At 41.2% G+C, this 20965-nt stretch carries 10 protein-coding genes and 1 pseudogene; 3 read left to right on the top strand and 8 right to left on the bottom strand.

The window, feature by feature from the left end; genetic code table 11:
- The 4 genes and pseudogenes from ACTHJT_RS00955 to ACTHJT_RS00940 all read right to left on the bottom strand — a co-directional run.
- Nucleotides 1-5726, bottom strand: a pseudogene (locus tag ACTHJT_RS00955) (hypothetical protein); the annotation flags it as partial.
- Nucleotides 5727-6097: 371 nt separating this feature from the next.
- Nucleotides 6098-8815: a T9SS type A sorting domain-containing protein gene (locus ACTHJT_RS00950; protein ID WP_440235723.1), complete on the bottom strand. Its 2718-nt coding sequence runs from the start codon at nucleotides 8813-8815 to the stop codon at nucleotides 6098-6100.
- A 286-nt stretch (nucleotides 8816-9101) separates the two neighbouring features.
- On the bottom strand, nucleotides 9102-9884 hold the full coding sequence (locus ACTHJT_RS00945; RefSeq protein ID WP_440235722.1) for a hypothetical protein: 783 nt from the start codon (nucleotides 9882-9884) through the stop codon (nucleotides 9102-9104).
- A gap of 278 nt (nucleotides 9885-10162) precedes the next feature.
- Complete coding sequence (locus tag ACTHJT_RS00940; RefSeq protein ID WP_440235721.1) at nucleotides 10163-11116, bottom strand: SDR family oxidoreductase; 954 nt, start codon at nucleotides 11114-11116, stop codon at nucleotides 10163-10165.
- Nucleotides 11117-11262: 146 nt separating this feature from the next.
- Between ACTHJT_RS00940 and ACTHJT_RS00935 the strand changes: the two genes are divergently transcribed.
- Nucleotides 11263-11655: a hypothetical protein gene (locus ACTHJT_RS00935; RefSeq protein WP_440235720.1), complete on the top strand. Its 393-nt coding sequence runs from the start codon at nucleotides 11263-11265 to the stop codon at nucleotides 11653-11655.
- A 96-nt stretch (nucleotides 11656-11751) separates the two neighbouring features.
- Here the strand turns inward: ACTHJT_RS00935 and ACTHJT_RS00930 are convergent, their stop codons facing one another.
- From ACTHJT_RS00930 to ACTHJT_RS00915, 4 genes are all read right to left on the bottom strand, one after another.
- Complete coding sequence (locus ACTHJT_RS00930; RefSeq protein WP_440235718.1) at nucleotides 11752-14850, bottom strand: efflux RND transporter permease subunit; 3099 nt, start codon at nucleotides 14848-14850, stop codon at nucleotides 11752-11754.
- A gap of 4 nt (nucleotides 14851-14854) precedes the next feature.
- Nucleotides 14855-15958, bottom strand: coding sequence for an efflux RND transporter periplasmic adaptor subunit (locus tag ACTHJT_RS00925; RefSeq protein WP_440235716.1), 1104 nt, complete (start codon nucleotides 15956-15958; stop codon nucleotides 14855-14857).
- On the bottom strand, nucleotides 15945-17231 hold the full coding sequence (locus ACTHJT_RS00920; protein WP_440235715.1) for a TolC family protein: 1287 nt from the start codon (nucleotides 17229-17231) through the stop codon (nucleotides 15945-15947). The genes ACTHJT_RS00925 and ACTHJT_RS00920 overlap by 14 nt, the downstream gene beginning before the upstream one ends.
- A 105-nt stretch (nucleotides 17232-17336) precedes the next feature.
- Complete coding sequence (locus ACTHJT_RS00915) at nucleotides 17337-18587, bottom strand: metallophosphoesterase (RefSeq protein ID WP_440235713.1); 1251 nt, start codon at nucleotides 18585-18587, stop codon at nucleotides 17337-17339.
- Nucleotides 18588-18766: 179 nt separating this feature from the next.
- Between ACTHJT_RS00915 and ACTHJT_RS00910 the strand changes: the two genes are divergently transcribed.
- Entirely contained in the window at nucleotides 18767-19810 is a 1044-nt protein-coding gene (locus ACTHJT_RS00910; protein WP_440235712.1) for an agmatine deiminase family protein, read from the top strand.
- A gap of 101 nt (nucleotides 19811-19911) precedes the next feature.
- Complete coding sequence (locus ACTHJT_RS00905) at nucleotides 19912-20877, top strand: YitT family protein (RefSeq protein ID WP_440235710.1); 966 nt, start codon at nucleotides 19912-19914, stop codon at nucleotides 20875-20877.
- Nucleotides 20878-20965: the final 88 nt, after the last annotated feature.

The following is a 20965-nucleotide window of genomic DNA, read 5'->3' as shown; positions in this document are numbered from 1 at the left end:
GGTGTATAGGTGGCTGTTGTCAGCGATGTCGGATTCGCGAACGTACCGGTACCGCTCGAGGTCCAGTTTGTACCGTTATTATTCGTTGACCTGGACCCTGCGGTGATGTTAACAGCGCCTGTTGAGGAACAGGTTGAGACGGCTGTACCAGCAACGGCTGTCGGTGCCGGTGTAATCGTTAATGTTTTCGTTGAAGTTGCATTTGAACATGTCCCATTGGCTGTAGCCGTAAGCGTCAGCGTTACGCTGCCTGCCGTAATATCTGCAGCGCTTGGTGTATAGGTGGCTGTTGTCAGCGATGTCGGATTCGCGAACGTACCGGTACCGCTCGAGGTCCAGTTTGTACCGTTATTATTCGTTGAACTGGATCCTGCAGTAATATTCACCGCGCCTGTTGAGGAACAGGTTGAGACGGCTGTACCAGCAATAGCTGTCGGTGCCGGTGTTATCGTTAATGTTTTCGTTGAGGTTGCCTTCGTACATGTACCATTCGCAGTAGCCGTAAGCGTCAGCGTTACGCTGCCTGCCGTAATATCTGCCGCGCTTGGCGTATAGGTCGCTGTTGTCAGCGATGTCGGATTCGCGAACGTACCGGTACCGCTCGATGTCCAGTTTGTACCGTTATTATTCGTTGAACTTGATCCTGCAGTGATATTCACCGCGCCTGTTGATGAACAGGTCGCCACTGCCGTTCCAGCAACGGCTGTTGGCGCTTTTGTTATCGTTAACGTTTTCGTTGAAGTTGCATTCGTACATGTACCATTCGCAGTAGCGGTAAGCGTCAGTGTCACACTTCCTGCCGTAATATCTGCCGCGCTTGGTGTATAGGTCGCTGTTGTCAGCGATGTCGGATTCGCGAACGTACCGGTACCGCTCGAGGTCCAGTTTGTACCGTTATTATTCGTTGAACTGGATCCTGCAGTAATATTCACCGCGCCTGATGATGAACAGGTCGATACTGCTGTTCCTGCAACTGCTGTTGGTGCCGGTGTTATTGTCAATGTTTTTGTTGAAGTTGCGTTTGCGCATGCTCCGACCCCGGTTGCTGTGAGTGTCAGTGTCACACTTCCCGCAGTAATATCCGCAGCGCTTGGTGTATAGGTTGCTGTTGTCAGCGATGTCGGGTTCGCGAACGTACCGGTACCGCTCGAGGTCCAGTTTGTACCGTTATTGTTCGTTGAGCTGGATCCCGCGGTGATATTCACCGCGCCTGATGATGAACAGGTCGATACTGCCGTGCCCGCCACGACGGTCGGAGCAGGACTGATGGTTAACGTCTTCGTTGAGGTTGCATTTGTACATGTACCGTTCGCAGCAGCGGTAAGCGTCAGTGTCACACTTCCTGCCGTAATATCTGCCGCGCTTGGCGTATAGGTTGCTGTTGTCAGCGATGTCGGATTCGCAAACGTACCGGTACCGCTTGACGTCCAGTTTGTACCGTTATTATTCGTTGAACTGGATCCTGCAGTAATATTCACCGCGCCTGTTGATGAACAGGTCGCAACTGCTGTTCCTGCAACTGCTGTTGGCGCTTTTGTAATAGTTAATGTTTTTGTTGAAGTAACATTTGCACAGGTTCCAACCCCGGTCGCTGTAAGTGTTAATGTCACACTACCAGCAGTAATATCTGCCGCGCTTGGTGTATAGGTTGCTGTTGTCAATGATGTCGGGTTCGCAAACGTACCGGTACCGCTTGAGGTCCAGTTTGTACCGTTATTATTCGTTGAACTTGATCCTGCAGTGATATTCACCGCACCTGTTGATGAACAGGTTGCAACAGCCGTACCAGCAACAGCTGTTGGTGCGGCAGTGATTGTTAATGTTTTATTTGACGTTACTGCTGCACATGCTCCGTTTCCTGTCGCTGTAAGTGTTAATATTACACTTCCCGCTGTAATATCTGCCGCACTTGGCGTGTAGGTTGCTGTTGTCAGGGAATTGGCATTGGCAAATACACCGGTTCCGTTGGAAGTCCAGGCGGTACCATTATTATTGGTTGAACTGGATCCTGCAGTTATGTTAACGGTTCCCGGATTAGAACAGGTTGCCACTGCTGTTCCCGAAACGGCTGTCGGAGCCGCGGTTACAGTCAGCGTGGCAGCATTCGATATAATTGTTACACCCGGGCATTGTGTTCCCGTAACTTTACATCTGTATTGGTAACCGCTCATAGCTACCGTTGGATTCGTGATATTCAGCGATGCGGTTGTTGCTGTAGAATATACGCCACCATTACTGATATCACTCCAGGTACCGGAACTATTCACCTGCCACTGAAAGGTAGGACTTACGCCGTTTGTAGCAACTGAAAAAGAAGCATTATTTCCGGTACAAACAGAACTGTTTGCCGGATGGGAAGTAATAACAAGCCCGCCTTCCGCTATCTCATATGCACCGAAAGTTGAAACTCCTGATACAGTAGTCTGAGTGGAAGAAGGTATGCCGATTAATGTTAACGGTGCAGACCAGGCTGTACCATTATATACTTCAACATTGAATTTGGATGGCGTAGCTACCGCATCAACATCACCTGATAAATAATTAAAACCTAATGTGAATGTACCGGCAGTTAGTGTATTATTTGTTAGAGAGTAATACACATTAACCGATTTTGCAGCATCCAGACAGGTTGAGGAAATGGACGGATGGTCTCCTGCTGTTGCCGATGCGGTAACATAACCTGCTGTTGTTATACTGGCAAATGTTGTGGTTAAGGGTGTATAATCTGTTGCTGTTCCTACTTCAAATGTTACAGCAGAAGTATTTGGAATCCATTTTTTAAAATTTCCATTTATATGTCCGCTGGTTCTGGTCACCGAAGAGGCTGAAGCACCTGTAAGTGTATTTGTACCGGTCGCTATAATTCCGTTTGTTAAATTTAAAACACTATTATAAGTAACGGCACCTGTCAGCGTCTTTGTTCCACCGCCGGAAATCGTAAGATTGTTAAAAGTAAAAGCTCCTATCTGCTGGTCGGTTCCATTAAAATTCACGGTACTTCCTGTTATTGTAAATGCATTTGTACCTGGTAAAAAATCTCCTGCTACGCCTACTACCCCACTGGATGGCAAAACACGGGCTCCGGTACCGGTACTGTAAAGGTTATAATAATCTGTCTGCTTAATCGTCTGTGAAGCAGAACCTCTGTATTCAACCGTATTAGGCACTGCATTTACAACAGCTGTTCCTGTAGTTAAAAAAGCACCCCAGATATTCAGTGCCGATCCTTCTTGATTTGTCCAGGTAGAACTTGCTGTTTCTCCGACAATATTTCTGGTAGTTGTAATAACCCCGTTATTCAATACATTAACCCCGCTTTTAATAACAATATCTCCGGAAGTCCTTGTGAGTACGCCGGAATGAAGTATTGTTTTATCCCCTCCGGTCAGCGTAAGGTTTCCCGTCGTTGAAATTGTTCCGACACCATCTATATTGCCCGTTCCGTTAAGAATGAGTTCACTGGTTCCGGTATATGTTCCATCAATCAGTAAATCGCCGTTTACCGTAAGTGTTTTATTGCTTCCATTGTTAAAAGTTCCCCCGATATCTGCTATTAAATTGTTTATGACCAGATCTGAATTTGGAAACGTGACTACATGCGGGTTCCGGACCCGGACACTATTATAGGATGCCGGCACACAATTACAGTCCCATGTTGTCGGGTCGTCCCAGGCACCACTTTTTATACTGTTAATAACAACATAAATATTAACGGGTTTAACAATGGTAGAAGTACCGCAGCTGTTCGTAATCGATGCGCTTACCTGCCCCGCACCAGCTGGCCCCCACCGGACAGTTATACTCTCTGTTGAAGCACCGGTAACGATCGTACCTCCCGAGATCGACCACGAGTAGGTATACCCGGGTTGGGGGTCTATCGAATAAGTTTCTTCATTACCTACTGTTGTATTTTCCGGCGCATAACTTTTCCCGGTAATGGAAGTAACGGTTGTCGGACCGATAGTAATAAAGTCATAGGCCGGTATCCCTGAACCGCAGGCACTTTGTTCAATAACAATCAATACACCTGTAGTACCTGTGGCACCCCATTTTACGGTAATGCTGTTTGAGTTTCCGCCACTCATCTGCGTTCCGCCCTGAGCGATCCAAAGGAACGTGTTTCCTGTATTGGCTACAGAATAGGTTTGTGTACTGTTTGTACAAACACTTCTTGGCCCCGTAAATGGTGCGGTAACCGGTGCTGTACAATTCGCGGTATCTGCCAACGTAAGGTCGACAGGAAGCATGTTCATATTTATCCTTTTAGCAGGACCGGTACCCGGCACACCTGCCTGATGCGTTCCATTGGCGACCCAATTCGATGAACTGTTTGGCCGGGCAAGGATTCTTGTTGAAGCATAATAATTAAAAAAAGGCAGGCCCACTGCTGTTACATTATAACTGGTACTGGCTAATCCATTTAACGGTGTCAATGAATAAAAACCCTGGCCGAAAGTATTGTATACTGTAGTTCCACCATCCACTAATGGCAGGCCATTGTTGGTAGTACCTGGTATCGGCGGAAAGCGGACCATCAACGCGCCAGCGGTCAGGTTATTAAACGTAATGGTCAATGGTGCATAATAACTGCCATATTGAATCCCCATCGGGAATAACACAGCTACACCAGTTGCACTTATCCATCTTGAAACAAATCCATTAAATACAAAACCACCCGCATAGGAAAGTGCTCCTACAGAAGACGTACTTGTACCGATTGTCAATACCTGTAAATTGGCATCTATCTGTCCATTGGTCATGGTTAAGGTATTGGAAACCGTAACATTGTTATTCAAGGTTAAATAGCCGCTTGACTTGGCAGTAGTCATGTTATAAAATGTTTCGCCGGAAGAATTTGAAATCGTCTGATTATTCGTTCCGTTAAATACAATTGTGCCGGTACCTGATAAAGCCCCTTCATTTGACCAGTTGCCTTGCAGTGACATTGTATAGGTAGATGTATTCAAGGTAGTTGCACTAATACTTATATCTCCCAATACCGTTAAATTGCCGATCATTGTTTTAGTACCTACTCCGGAAATGATGAGGTTGTAATAGGTATTGGATACAGGAATCTTAATATTCTGTGCAGGTGTCTGATAATAGTTAACTGTATTGCCCGTAGCCGATGCATCCAATGCAACATTATTCAATACATCTGTACTGGCACCGGGACTCAAAAATGAATTCGCAGCATTCACCCAGACCGGACCTGAAGCTGTTGCTGCAATAACTGCCGGAGCAACCATGGTTATCTTACCATTGTTTGTAACAGTAACACCTGCTGACAAGTTAAAATCTGAGGCAATATTAAGATTTGTGGCAGCTAAAATTGTAATACTGAAATTCAAAAAAGCACCGCCTGGCACATCCATCGTGCCTATACCACTGATGGATTTACTCAGCCCCGAAAATATGACCGTTGAACCATTACCTCCTGTATGGATTCCGTTCAATACATAATTACCCAAAACTGTCAGATCCTTATTGTTTGAATTCGTAAGTACGCCACCGCTGTTAATTGTAATATTTGCAACAGACTGGCTCTGCTTTACCTGCACGTTTTTACCTGAAGTAATTGTGGCATTATCCGTCGGACCGGGATAAGTAACTCCTATAATATTAAGCGAACCATTTCCCCAGGTAGCACCTTTGTCCCAATCCCCACTTAGGGCGGATGTAAAGTTTGCGGCATTCACTTTGAGCAAGCTCAGTAAACTGATCAAAATTATGCAACTGCTTTTTAAGCAGGCAGATGTTTTCAAGTACATACAAATCGTATTTAGCTGGTTTTAAAAAATCAATATTTATAAAAAATATTACATAAATATTGATTAATTAAAGATAACGAATGAAAAAATAAAAAATCATTTAATTGGCCAATTTTGCTTTAAATATTTACTTAAGTTTAGCAAAATGACGTATAAAATATGTATCCACTCTAAATTCAAAAAATATTTTAACAAAAGTTAACTAAATGTGCGATAAAATAAATCATTTATTACATAGCAATTTTGTATATTTTATAGGTTCCCACATCATAAAAAGCCTTTAATTCTCGCAAGACAGTTAAAGGCTTTTTTATGCTTCAGGCAGTTTATTTCAGCAAACTGATCAATTGAGCATACGTCTTTCCGTCAATCATTACTTTCACCAGATAAGCTCCTTCTGAAAGATCCAAAGGAATAAAAGTTGAAGAATCTGATAAATTTTTATCTGCCAGGATCAACACTGTTTTACCTGTCACATCAAGAATTTCAATATCTGTAACACTACTGTTATTATTTGTTTGAACTACAAAGCCTCTGGTTGATGACAGAATTTTCACACCTTCAGTCGCCCCTGCGGTTACAACTGCAGTTGTAACCGCAGTTCTGAACTGCAGTTCAAAACGATTCACATCGTCTGCTTTTAATCCGCTGAACATGTAAGACGGACCGGAAATCAGATTTTCTGTTCCAAGTTTTTTATCCAATAGAATACACTCAAGTGCGGGATTCTTTATATCAAACGTCAATGTATAATTTCCATCTGCCGGTAATTTAGCACACACAGGGATGGAAGGAACGGATGAAGAACTTTCCAATGAGTTGATTGAATATGTCTGATTATTTAATGCTGTATACACAGAAGGTGTTGTACCGGAATTTAAAAGTTTATATGCATCTAAATCAGAATCAAAATCAACACTTGCATCTTCATTAAAACGGATAACCGTTTCATCCTTTTGATCAGAATTTTCAGGCTGCAGTGTTATACGAATAATGTCTTCGGGGCTTTCTCTTAAGAAAGAAGGGTTTTGCAATGTAACCCGCGCATTATTATTGATCGAAATACTTGAGAAGCCTCCTGCACCTGTTGTAGATACTAAAAATGCCTGCATCGGAGCAATGTATCTTGTGCCTCCATTGGTACCAATATTAGAAGCATAACTGGCATAGACACTGTTAGAAGCATTCCAGTAGTAAATGGCTCCCAGCACATTTGTTTTTGTAAAACCGGAAGCATTGTCCCAATCAATTACAGACGGATATGGATTGCCTATAAAAATATATTTCCCCGAAACATAGTTTTCGTATTGCTGTCCCGTCAATGTATATGTATGATTATACGTTCCCGTAAATGATAATGGAGCCGGTGATGGTAATGACAAAGAGAATCCGGTACCCAACGGCATCGCAGTAATAGTATTGGTTACTGCCACCCAATTTTGTGTAGTAAAATTACGTGCATACATTTTCCAGTAAGGACTAACATACAACGGCGTGGTTTGGGCAACCTGAAGGGTAGTCACCCCTGCAAACGGAGCACTGATATAATGTGATTTTGCCCCGACAATGCTTCTTAAGCCGGTTACATTACCTGTAATATTACCTGCATCTTCTGCATGATATGCAATATTACCGCCTGCATTAAAATCTATCGTAAGGTATCCGTTGGTTGCAAGTGTACCACCATATAAATTAACCGCATCTTTAACAGATGTTGCAGAGAATAATGATACTGTTCCCGCTTCTTTATCAAGGCTAAGATCATGAACTTCCGGTATACCTGAGACTGCCTGCGCTGCCGAACCTTTGAATGTAATTGTACTTCCTGTAATAGTGGTTAATGTTCCGTTGTTGGAAAAGTTGCCATAAACTTTCAGGTTGCCTGAAGCTGTTATGGAAACAGCACTTCCTGATTGTACGACAATATCCCGTGCACTGGCTGTATCACTAACGACTGGTTTGTTTATCACATTCGGAATAACAACATCCTGCCTTGGTGTTGGTCGCCCGCTTGGAGACCAGTTTCCATCAGTGTGCCAGCTTGTACTCAAAGCTCCGGTCCAGGTTTTTGAACAGGTACTGATTGTAACTACTGATACCGGAGACAAGCTTGTACAACCGCCAACTGTAATTTTAATTCTATAATATGTTGTTGAAGACGGCGAAACTGACAATGTGCTATTGGTAGCTCCACTGATGTTCGCAAAACCTGCTTCCGTATTTGTTGAGCTTGTTTGCCACTGGTATGCTGTTGGAGTACCGTTATTCACAGCTCCCGTCAACACAACAGGTGTGCTGCAATATACTGCAGACGCGGGTAAACAGGAGGCGATTCTTCCGCACAGATTACGACCGCTGCAATTAGGTCCGCCGCAATCGGGATTTATGATACCAAAGATCGAACTCTGATTGATACCTTTCATGGAACCAGTTGTTGTAATATCCCCGCTGCCGGTTACAATGGCTGCCGCATTTTGTCCGTTGTAGTTTCCTGTAATTGCCAGAAGCCCGTCTACAGCTATATTCCCTCCATTATTCAGATAATTACCTGTAACACTAAAATACCCTCCGGCTTCAATATTAATTTGTGTCCCGGCCTGATTCACCTGGTTTGTAACAGTAAGCAATGCGCCGTTATATACATTGATCGTTCCTGCATTTAAATTAATTCCACCGGCAAAGGAAACGTTTGTATAAATATTTAATACCGGTCCGGGACTACCTGAATTCATGCTTAATGCTAAAGGGATTGAAGACCCATTTGCACCGGCATTGAATGTATAAATTCCACCGGCATTGATATTCATGTTCACATTGGTAAAATCCATAACGTGGTTAATGACTGCTTCATCCGTAGAAGACGGAACACCATTACTCCAGTTGCTTGCTGTACCCCACGCCCCTGCATGGATTGTTGTAGTTGTAACCGCACCTGCAGAATAGCTTTGTAATAAAAAGCTGCTAATCGCACTAAAGCAGATGAAAAATACAGATTTATATATATTCATCATGCGCACGTTCATGCCAGATTTATATACTTGCATAATAAATTAAGATTTTTAGATTTTTATAAATGAGGACAGCACTTTCGAAATAGAGATTCACAAAGAGCTAATTATTAGTATTGTAAAAATATAAAATAATAATTACATAAATTGAATACTGAATTCCTTTTCAGAAACATTCTTTTTTTGACAATGATATTTATAAAAATAATACCATTATTATTATTTTAATGAATTTCAAGTAACTGAATTAATAAGCGGGTAATATTTATAAAAAAAACAGCGGTGATTTTCTTTAGAAATAATCACCGCCGGTTTAACCGTTCTACTTGACAATAGCTATGTGAAATGACTCCTGCATAGCTCCGGCAGTCACTCTGGCCACATAATTTCCTGCTATTAAAGAATTCTCCAATTGAATAAGTGCTTCATAGGAAGCGCTGGGCTGGATCACCGTTTCAATCGTTTGCACAATCCGCCCGCCTAAACGGATAATCTCTATTTTATAATTATCAGCATACAATTCTTTTAAAGAAACATATATTCCTCCGGCACATGAAGACACCTGTATTTTATTTACTGAAGGCGCCTTTGTGACCAGTGATACATAACTAACGATATTTGGAAGATATTTCTCTAACTGCAATTCAAACCGATCGGGGTCATCTTCAACATAACCGATAAATGAATAAGTAGAACTACTGTCCACTGCAGTTTGTGTATTAAGTTTTTTATCAATCAATACATAGCCATGTAACCCTGTACTGTTTGCAAAGCTCATCGTATAGAGACTTTCTTCGAGAATTTTCGTGCCCAGTTTAATCGTTGGTAAACTGTCAGCTGCAGGTATTGCATTGATGGAGTAATCAGTATTACCAATCCTGGTGTATACAGAAGGCGTAGTACCGGTACTCATTATTTTATAAGCATCGAAATCAAAATCAAAATTCGTTGTTGTTCCTTCTCTAAAGCGAATAACTGTCTCATCTGAATACGTAACTCCTTTCAACCTGACCCAGATAAGCGGGTCCATCGCATGAAGATTGTTTACAATAAATGACTGAATAAAAATGCATAGCAAAACCGCTTTTACATAAAAACGCTCCATAATAGTAGTGGTTAAATGTGAATAGAAATTTTACAGTATGAAGATAATTTGCGGGTTCCATAGCATTATCTTCACACGAACACATACGATCAGCCTGTCAATAGGTTATATAAAATATTGAAAACCGAGCCTGATATTACACTCACATTACATCAGGCCTGATTCTGTGATTAAAAAAATGTTTTTTAATACTTTTTGAAACCTTTTTAAAATGATTCCACCGATCAATAAATGAATTCAGAATTCAGCAAAAAAATAAAATCAGAGAGACTCAACTGTCAGCTATTTGCTTTGAACCAGTTAAATGTTTTAACCAATCCTTCTTCAATCTGAATTCCGGGATTATACCCAATCATATTTTTAGCCAGACTTATATCCGCCAGACTATCTTTTATATCTCCCTGTCGTGGATCAGCATAGTTAGGTTTAATAGCTGATCCGGCACAGCGCGCAAGAATCTCATACACGCTGTTCAAAGATGTTGTTGAACCGCAGGCAACGTTGTAATATCTGTTAAATGCATTCGGGTTATCGGTTGACAGTGCTTTAATATTCATCTGCAATACATTGTCAATATAGGTAAAGTCTCTGGTCTGCGTACCGTCACCAAAAATGGTGGCTTGCTCGCCTTTCAATAATGCTGTAATGAATTGCGGAATAACAGCCGCGTATGCACCTTGTGCATTCTGTCTCGGACCAAACACATTAAAATACCGCATAGCAATAAACCGGAACGGATAAACATTGCTGAATGCCTTTGCATATAATTCAATACTGCGTTTACTGGCAGCATAGGGCGAGAGCACATTCCCCAAACGGTCTTCTTCTTTGGGAGAACCCGGATCATCGCCGTAAACAGAAGATGAGGACGCATAAACAACCCTGTCTATTCCTGATTCCTTCGCTGCATGGAACACATTCATTGAACCAAGTACATTGGCGTTATTGCTTGTCATGGGATCCTTCAGCGAACGCGGAACGGAACCCAGTGCAGCCTGGTGACTAATCACTTCAATTCCCTGAACAGCTTTGAGCACATCGTCGTAATTACGGATATCACCTTCTACAAATTCATATTTAGGGTGGGATAAAAACTCATCGATGTTATGCTGATACCCCGTAGCAAAATTATCCAGTACCCGTACCAACTCAACATCCGGTCTTTGCAATAATGCTTCTGTTAAATTAGAGCCGATAAAACCTGCTCCGCCTGTGATTAATATTCTTTTCATAAAATATCCTGATGCGTAAATATAAAAAAACTATTATGTTTTAAACATTAAGTTTGGTGATTTAAGAAATCCGGACAAAAAGGTATTCCCGACAAGTAAATGTTTCCATAAAAGTTTAACTTGCTTCTTATTAAACTTCCGGATGAATGAATACTTCTGCTGATTTAGAAGAATACAGAAAATTGTTTTGGGATGCATTTCACAGACCTGCACTGAAAGTAGCCCGTTATGCTGAATTATGGAAAAGCCTCGACCTGATCAATGATGTGCTGGCCGGTCCTTTTTTCTCCATGTATGAAAACGGGCACATCCAATATATTTTTGAAGACAAAGAAAGGTTCCCGAATATCAACTCCGTAGAAGACTTCAACGTTTGGGCCACGTATCTGATTAATGTGTATCATGATGAAGTAGAGTCCCTTGACAAGCCTGCTACAAAAGAGGAAGAATATGATCTCCATGTGCTGCGTTTTCAAACGGAAACAAAAAATAAGCTACTGGCATTGGCACTGAAGATTTTGAATAAGCCGAAGGCTTAAAGCTTTTTAAGAGATAAATTAAAAAGGGGGCCATGTCTTACAAACATGCCCCCTTTTTAATTTTTATTGGCATTTAGCTTTAAGCCTTCGGCTTCACTAGTTTCTCAACGACGGATGCTTATACACAAAATGACAAATAATCGGAAAGACCAACAATGTCAATACGGTTGCGCTGATCAAACCTCCGATTACAACGATAGCCAAAGGTTTTTGCGTTTCAGATCCGATACCATGGGAAATAGCCGCGGGTAATAAACCCAATGCAGCCATCAACGCCGTCATAATAACCGGACGGATACGGGACTGCAATCCTTCTTTGATCGCATCATCCAGCTCTTCGCCATCAAGGAGTTTTTGTTTGAATACAGAGATCAATATCACACCATTCTGAACACAAATACCAAACAACGCGATAAAGCCTACCCCTGCTGAAATACTGAAATTGGTTTGTGTAATCCATAATGCCCAGATACCACCGATCAATGCAAAAGGCACGTTCAGCAAAACCAAACCTGCATCTTTTCCTGTTCCAAACATAATGAATAAAATCACGAAGATCAGTACAAGGCTCAATGGCACTACCTGCATCAATCTTTTTGTTGCACGCACCTGGTTCTCAAATTGTCCGCGCCACTCCATGCGCATGCCTTTATCGAGCACTACAGACTTCGCAACTTTTGCCTGCGCCTCTTCTATGGTACTTCCCATGTCACGGCCGCGAATCGAGAATTTCACTGCTACAAAACGTTCGTTGTTTTCACGATATAGAAACGCCGGGCCAGTGACCTTAGTGATTGTTGCAATTTCCTTCAGTAATATTTTTTGATTACCTAAGGTTGGCACCAATAAATTACCCAACTGCTCTCTCGACATTCTGAATTGAGGCATATAACGAATACGCACATCAAACTTACGCTCGCCTTCGTAGAGTTTAGTAATTGCTTTACCACCAATTGCCATTTGAATGACAGACTGACAATCTGCTGTACTCACACCATAGATAGCCATTTTTTGCTGGTTCAGATCTATGTGATATTCAGGCTGGCCAACCAACTGAATAATCCCTAAATCTTCAATACCCTCAACCGTCTTCAATTCATTATATACCAGGTCTGCCTTTTCTTCCAGCTCTTGCGGATCATGTCCATAGATCTTCACGGCCAATGACCCTTTCACACCGGATACTGCTTCTTCCACGTTATCCATGATCGGCTGGGAGAAGTTCAATGCAATTCCCTGGTAGATCAATAATTTTGATTTCATTTCAGCAATCAGTTCTTCTTTGGAAATTTTGCGCTTCCATTCCTTTTCCTGCTTCAAATCGACATGGAATTCAATATTGAAAAAACCTGTTGGATCTGTACCATCGTTGGGTCTTCCGCTTTGCGACATCACACCTTTTACTTCATCAAAACCAAGAAGCGCAGCGCGCATCTTCTCTGATATTTTAATAGACTGTTCCAGCGAAGTACTCATCGGCATGCTCGCACGGATATATATAGCTCCTTCATTTAATTCCGGTAAAAATTCCGTTCCTAAAAACGTAAATGAAAACAGGCCGAACACAACAATACCAAGACTGACAAACATCGTTTTGATTTTATTGTTGAAGGTTACATTGAATGCCTGCATTACAATACGATCAAAAAATATCACAATCGGATTGTGTTTTTCGCGCACATTTTTATTTAACAGATACGAGGCCAGTACCGGCACCAATGTCAACGTACAAATCAAAGCTCCCAATAAAGCGAAGCCCAACGTATAGGCCAGCGGAGAGAACATCTTACCTTCCACTTTCTGAAATGCAAAAATCGGCAGCAAGGCTGTAACAATAATTAACTTGGAAAAGAAGATCGCCTTCCCAAGCTTACCGGCTTCCTTACGGATCAAACCAAATTTCAGAAGTCCGTTATAACGATCCATACCCAGCTTGTGTGCTTTATGATCAAGCAATACAAAAAGTCCTTCAACCATTACCACAGCACCATCGGTGATAATACCAAAGTCAATGGCTCCCATGGAAAGCAGGTTGGCGCTCATGCCCTTCATGCGCATACAGATAAATGCGAATAAAAGTGCGAGCGGAATGACAACGGCCACAATCACCGTTGTGCGCCAGTCTGCCATAAACACAAATACAATCAACGTTACCAGAAGAATACCTTCCAGTAAGTTTTTCATAACCGTGTGGGTAGTGAAACCAATCAATACGCTTCTGTCATAGAACGGATGAATCTGTACGGAACGGGGCAAAATATGTTCATTCAGTTCATTGATCTTTAATTTCAGATTTTCAAGGACAACACTGGGGTTTTCATTTTTCAGCATCACCACAATACCCTCTACCTGGTTTTGAAGTGAATCTCTTCCTACATAACCCAATTTAGGTAAAGCTGCTTCATGTACACTCGCTACGTTGCTGACAAGGATCGGTGTTCCGTTTATGTTGTCAATTACAATATTTTCAATTTCATGCAGGTTGTTCAATACACCAATCCCGCGTACCACATAAGCCTGATCATTTTTTTCTATAACATCACCGCCAACGTTGATATTACTTCTTGATACTGCCTGAAAGACATCCAGGGCCGTGATATTGTAATTCTGAAGCAGGTTTGGGTTTACACTGATTTCAAATGTTTTCACCTCTCCGCCAAAGCTAACAACATCCGCAATTCCGCGAACGCCCTTTAGATTCCGTTCAACAACCCAGTCCTGAATGGTTTTCAATTCACGGGCGGATAAATCCTTACTCTTTAATGTATATCTGAAAATCTCTCCGGTAGGACCATAACTGGGCTGCATTTCAGGTGTGGCACCATCCGGCGTTTCCACGGAAATCAGACTGTTTGCTACCAACTGACGCGCCCGGAATTCATCTATATCATCATCAAACATGATGGTTACTACTGAAAGTCCGAACAGGGAAATCGAACGCAGACTTGTCTTGCCGGGAATGGCGTTCATGGTTACCTCAAGCGGTATGGTTACGAATTTTTCAACCTCTTCCGTACTTCTGCCCGGCCACTGCGTAATGATCTGCACACGCGTATTCGTAACATCAGGAAAAGCTTCAATAGGCGTATTCAGATAACTGTATATACCGGTAATAACCAGAATAGCCGTTGCAAAAAATACAAAGAAACGGTTCTTTAATGAAAACGATACAACTGATAAGATAAAACGATTCATGCGGTTATCTGTTAATTAAATGATTGTATACCAACAGCTGATGCTTAACGATCACACGCTCTCCTTCACGCAAACCGGATTGTATGCGGATGTTCGAATCACTTTTATCTATACGCTCAATCTCTCTGATTTCAATATTACACTTATCATGATATACCAAGACATAATCCTTGTTATTATCAAAGATGATACTGTTTTCAGGAGCGGATAAACTTTTTTCGTCAGACTTGCCTAACACGGCAATACTGGCGAACATCTCAGGCTTCAATTTGTAAGCTTTATTTTCAAGAATTACACGCACCTTCATTACGCGGGAACTTTTATCAAGCACGTTAAAGATCTTATCAACTTTACCTTTATATACTTCTCCCGGATAAGATAAAGTTGTTACCTCTACTTCTTTGCCTACCTGTACATTGTTGATGTCTGACTCAAATACATTGGCAATAACCCACACATGATCCAGATTCGCAATGGTAAATAACTGGGCCGTGTTATCCATACGGAATTGCATGTTTTCATTGATATACTTTTCTGTAATGAAACCTGAAATAGGAGCTTTAACCGTATAAGCAGAAAATTCGCCTACCCCATAAATATTCATTACTTCTTTGATACGTCTTAACTCTCCTGCCGCCTTCTGATATTCTTTCTTTGCAATAACCAGATCTTTTTCGGATGCCAGGCCGCCTTCAAACATATCTTCTGTCACCTGCAAATTCTTTTCAGCGATATTCAGGTCGGACTCTGCAATAACCAACTGATTTTGAAAATCCGCTACCTCTGTACTCTGAATAACTGCCAGTACGTCTCCTTTATTTACATAATCACCTAATTCTACCCGCAGATCTTTTACATAACCGCCTACCAGCGGATAGACTTTAACAAGCTTATCTTCATTCTCAGAAATTTTTCCGCTTAACAATAATCGTGTTGTCAGATTGTTATATTTGATCGTATCAAGCTGAATCAGTTTAAGCATACTATCCGACAAACATTTATTGTCATCTGCTTCTTCTTCAACAGTAGTCTTATCCGAACAGCTCATGCACGCTACAACCCATGCAAAAACAAAAATCTGTACAATTATTTTCTTACTTAAATTCATATATATCTATTCCTGTTGTAAAATTCAAATATTCTATTGCCTGCAGCCTGTTACCTCTTAATTCATAAACGCTGCTGATGTAGTCTTTGTATGTTTCATAAAAATCAATAAACTCAATTAATGTAATGTTCCGCTTTTGATAATTGGTAACAAACCCTACAATCATTGCATCAAATTCATCTATGAGATTATTATCTTTATTCCTGTAAAGCGTATTATAGTCTCCTACCTGCCTGTATGCGGTGAGCACTTCACTGATCACATTCTGCTCTGCATATTGTAAGTTTAATTTACTTTTTTCATAATTACTGGCAGCAATTTTAATATTTCCCTGATTACGATTAAACACAGGCAAGTCAAAGCCTACAACAATACCCGTATAATTACGGATGTAGTTGGATTGTCTATCCCAGATACCACCAACATACACGCCCGGATACGCATTGGATTTCTCTAAGGTATGCATCTGTTTGGTTTGTAATACTTCCAGTTCTTTAATTTTCACGTCCGATCTGTTTTCAAGCGCCACCTGATATAAAGAATCCAGCGCGTACATTTCATTTTCAAATGTATCAGCATAGTGATCCGGAATAACGATTTTATAATACGGACGGATCGTATCGCCTGTCAGCACATATAAATATTGAAGATCTTCATGAATGGTTCTGTTCATGGCATACTTCTCATTTTCAAGAGAAATTAAAAAGGCCTGCAAACGAATGACTTCACGCGAAGGGATATTTCCTTTTTTGTATTGAGCTTCATACAAAGCTACTGTTTCCTTCAGTGACGCGATCTGCGTTTCATACATGGAAATTGTCATCTGCTTGTAATACAATTCAAAAGCTGTTGACCGCAATTCAAACTTCAATGTACGCAGCAGATCGTATAACTGGGCTTCGGCCAATTCACTGTTTATTTTTTGAAGCGAAACGTTTTTATTTCTGGTGCCGGCGATATTGATCAGCTGATTGACCTGCACGCTTGTTTGTCCGGTTCCGGACATATCAAAGGTTTTGTTGGTATTCGGATCATAAATACCTTGTTGAAATTCAACGGATGGATTAGGCCAGAGTTTTGCCTGAATGATCCTTGCCTTAGCAGCATCAATTTCATAGTTCGAAGCCAGGAGCAATAAGTTCCGTTTCAGAAAATTACTCTCTGCTTCAGCAATGGTAATGGAAACAGTATCTGTTGAAACCAACTCGGCTGCCTGCGAATGAAGCACGCAGCTGATCAATATAACAACAAACAAGGTGATCTTTTTCTTCATTATTATTGGGGTTAACTACAAAAGTAACGTTGAATTCAGTTTTAATTCTGAACAAAAACATTACCAATCCGCATAATAAGAAAAAAAGCCAAAAAAAAGTATTATTTATGTATTAAATAGCTCAACCACTGTAATTTCAGGAGCCATGCCGACTCTGCCCGGAAAGCCTATAAATCCGAATCCGCGATTCACGTATAAATACTGATTGTTTTTTTCATACAAGCCTGCCCACTGATCATACATCCATTGTACAGGGCTCCATTTGAGCGGTCCTTTCTCAATTCCAAACTGCATGCCATGTGTGTGACCGGCAAACATAATGTCAATGTCTTTGTATTTTTTAAGAACTTCTGCATCCCAGTGACTCGGATCATGCGATAACAAAAGTTTCACCGGCACATGCTCTGTTCCCGGATATGCAAGATGCATTTTTCCATACTTCGGAAAATGTCCTTTTGCTCCCCAGTTTTCAATGCCTAAAATCGCGATCTCCTGCCCGTCTCTCTTTAGGATGCGATGTTCATTCATTAAAATATCCCAGCCCATTTCTTTGTGCACGCCAATCAGTTTATTCAGGTTATCCTGCTTGGCTTGCGGCGTTTCCCATGCTATATAATCACCGTAATCATGATTACCCAGTGTTGAATAAATTCCCAGCGGAGCTTTCAATTCAGAAAATACATCTATGTAGTTATCCATTTCAGAAGCCATGTTATTTACCAGGTCACCCGTGAAAAATATAATATCCGGCTTTTGTTTCATCACCATTTCAATCCCACGTTTTACGGCCGTTTTATTATAAAAACTTCCTGAATGTATATCCGATAGTTGTACGATTTTCAATCCGTTCCATGCTGCCGGTAAATGCTTTAATACAATGCGCTTTTTACGAACCGTATAATCATGCGCGCCGACAAGAATGCCATAGATCATACCTGTAAACGGAATAGCCGAAACTACCAGGCCTGCTTTCATCAAAAATTCTGAGCGGGAGATGGATGGTGTTGTCGCATCTGCAGGTTTATCCTTTACCCAGAATATGCAAAGCTGTATGAAGCGTTGCACGTCATCCATTAACAGAAACAATACAAAGATCAGTTTGGTAAGAAACAGTACCAGGATCAGTCCGATGGAAGCGCTTCGCAGCCAGGTTGGCCATGTTACGTATAAGCCTGTATACATAATAAACAGATTGAACACCGACCAGGCTGTCAGCGCCCAGAATACCAGATGAATAATTTTGCGGCTGGTAGGCTGCAATAATTCTGTAAGTGCTTTAATTCCAGTAAAAACGTACCAATCAAGAAGCAGAAAAAAGCCGATCGAAAGAAATAGAATTGTTATATTACCACGCATAATGAAGTTGTATTTAATCTACAGACGCATAAGTGCTGCAAATATTTTAAACAATCAAATTTAACTGTTTTTTAACTCTTGTATAGGATTTGGCTTACATAGAGGCTTAAAAAATTCTTCCTCTTTTGTATATTTGTTTAATCAGCTTTTAACTAAAAGCATAAAACGAATAAATATAGATGGATTCAATTACTCCTGCAAAGCAAGGTTATTTCTTCCCGGCAGAATGGGCACCACACAAAGCAACCTGGCTAAGCTGGCCACACAAAGAAGCCTCCTGGCCTGGCAAGCTGGACAGTATTTTCCCTCAATATGCTCAATTCATAAAACTTATCGCTGAAGGAGAAGAGGTGCGCATCAATGTAGCCAATGCGGCCATGGAAACTTTTGCAAGAGGTTTTATTGAAAAAGCCGGGGCAGACATGAAAAATATTTTCTTTCATCACTTCCCGACCAACGATGCCTGGTGCCGTGATCACGGACCGGCCTTTCTTGTGAACCCTGCTGCTGCTATAAAGAAAGTAATTGTGGACTGGGGTTATAATGCATGGGGTGATAAATACCCTCCATATGATCTGGACGATGTTATCCCTACCCGGATTGCTGAAATGTATGGCATACCGGTATTTAATCCGGGCATTGTTATGGAAGGCGGCTCCGTAGAATTCAATGGCAGAGGCACATTGCTTACTTCCACTTCATGCCTGCTGAATCCAAACAGAAATCCTTCCAAGAGTCGGGAACAGATTGAAGAATACCTGGAAGAATATTATGGCATCGAACACATCCTGTGGTTGGGAGAAGGCATTGTGGGAGATGACACCGATGGACATATTGATGACATTACGCGATTTGTAAACGAAGATACAGTTGTAACCGCTGTTGAACAGAATAAAAACGACGACAATTATTTTTTACTGAAAGATAATTTAAAGGAGTTGTTAAAAATGCGTCTGGAGAACGGCAAACAACTTAATGTTGTTGAGCTGCCTATGCCTTCTGCAGTTGTTTATGACGATCAGCGGCTTCCGGCATCTTATGCGAATTTTTACATTGCCAACAACCATGTGATCGTTCCTACGTTCAAAGATAAAAACGATGAACTGGCGCTTGAAACCATTCAGCAATTTTTCCCAAACAGAAAAGTAACCGGTCTGGATTCAACAGATATCATTTGGGGATTGGGCAGCTTCCATTGTTTAAGTCAGCAGGAACCACTATAAGTCATATGTTTTAAGTTTTAAGTTTTACGAAACATAAGCAGACAGCCGAATTTCGAAAAATCTTTCAACTTAAAACTTACTACTTTAAACATCATACTATCTTGAATAAGTTTTTCATAAAGATTATTGAATATGCTCTTTTCAATAAAAAGAAAGAAGCCAAACACGTTTCTTCTTTTGAAAAAGCGAAAGGCTTCCGTAACCTTTCAATAGATGTTAACCGGGTAGTTAAAGATATTGTTCTTATTTTTCTTGGTATTACTTCTGCTGCCATCGGTTTGAAGAGTTTTCTTCTGCCTACACAATTTATAGATGGCGGGGCTACCGGTATTGCACTGCTTCTTACAGAGCTTACCAGACTTGGCCTGTCCAGCCTTTTGATCATCATCAATATTCCGTTTGTAATACTGGGCTACAATGTGATCGGAAAAAAGTTCGCGATCAAGACAGGTATTGCCATAAGCATTCTGGCAATAGTGGTACATGTCTTTACGTTCCCGCAGATCACCAATGACAAATTACTGGTAAGTGTTTTCGGCGGTTTTTTCTTAGGTGCAGGAATAGGTTTCTCTGTGCGGGGCGGCGCTGTTATTGACGGCACTGAAGTACTGGCTATTTACCTGAGCAGGAAATTCGGTGTGACCATGGGTGATGTAATCATCACATTTAACGTAATCATCTTCTCTGTGGCAGCTTATAAACTTTCTGTTGAAACTGCCCTCTATTCCATGATCACGTATCTGGCTGCATCAAAAACAATTGACTTTGTAGTAGAAGGCATTGATGAATACATCGGCATCACCATTATATCTGCACACAGCGAAGAGATCAGGGAAATGATCACCAACAGCATGCACAAAGGCGTTACCGTATATAAAGGCAAAAGAGGTTTTGGTAAACACGGCCATGTAGACGACCTGGATATTGTTTATACCATCATTACACGTCTTGAGATCAGCAGAATTAATACGGAAGTTGAGAAGATCGACCCGAATGCTTTTGTGATCATGACAAGTGTGAAGGACATCAAAGGAGGTATGGTAAAGAGACGAAGGCTCAAACACTGATTTGTAATTATGAATTATGAATCAACCCACTTTGACTTTTCTACTGGCAGAAAATCTCCGCTGGCACAAGCAAATGCTTGCGCCGGCG

Origin of the sequence: Cytophaga sp., assembly GCF_051961495.1 — a bacterium.
Classification (GTDB): Bacteria; Bacteroidota; Bacteroidia; order Cytophagales; family Cytophagaceae; genus Cytophaga.
The sequence above is the reverse complement of the archived record's forward strand: the minus strand, read 5'-3'. Positions and strand labels throughout refer to the sequence as shown.

Excerpts from the sequence above, each read along its gene's own strand:
- ACTHJT_RS00940 (WP_440235721.1), bottom strand. The coding sequence starts at position 11,116 with ATGAAAAGAATATTAATCACAGGCGGAGCAGGTTTTATCGGCTCTAAT.
- ACTHJT_RS00910 (WP_440235712.1), top strand. The coding sequence starts at position 18,767 with ATGGATTCAATTACTCCTGCAAAGCAAGGTTATTTCTTCCCGGCAGAA.
- ACTHJT_RS00925 (WP_440235716.1), bottom strand. The coding sequence starts at position 15,958 with ATGAATTTAAGTAAGAAAATAATTGTACAGATTTTTGTTTTTGCATGG.
- ACTHJT_RS00945 (WP_440235722.1), bottom strand. The coding sequence starts at position 9,884 with ATGGAGCGTTTTTATGTAAAAGCGGTTTTGCTATGCATTTTTATTCAG.
- ACTHJT_RS00935 (WP_440235720.1), top strand. The coding sequence starts at position 11,263 with ATGAATACTTCTGCTGATTTAGAAGAATACAGAAAATTGTTTTGGGAT.
- ACTHJT_RS00930 (WP_440235718.1), bottom strand. The coding sequence starts at position 14,850 with ATGAATCGTTTTATCTTATCAGTTGTATCGTTTTCATTAAAGAACCGT.
- ACTHJT_RS00950 (WP_440235723.1), bottom strand. The coding sequence starts at position 8,815 with ATGCAAGTATATAAATCTGGCATGAACGTGCGCATGATGAATATATAT.
- ACTHJT_RS00920 (WP_440235715.1), bottom strand. The coding sequence starts at position 17,231 with ATGAAGAAAAAGATCACCTTGTTTGTTGTTATATTGATCAGCTGCGTG.
- ACTHJT_RS00915 (WP_440235713.1), bottom strand. The coding sequence starts at position 18,587 with ATGCGTGGTAATATAACAATTCTATTTCTTTCGATCGGCTTTTTTCTG.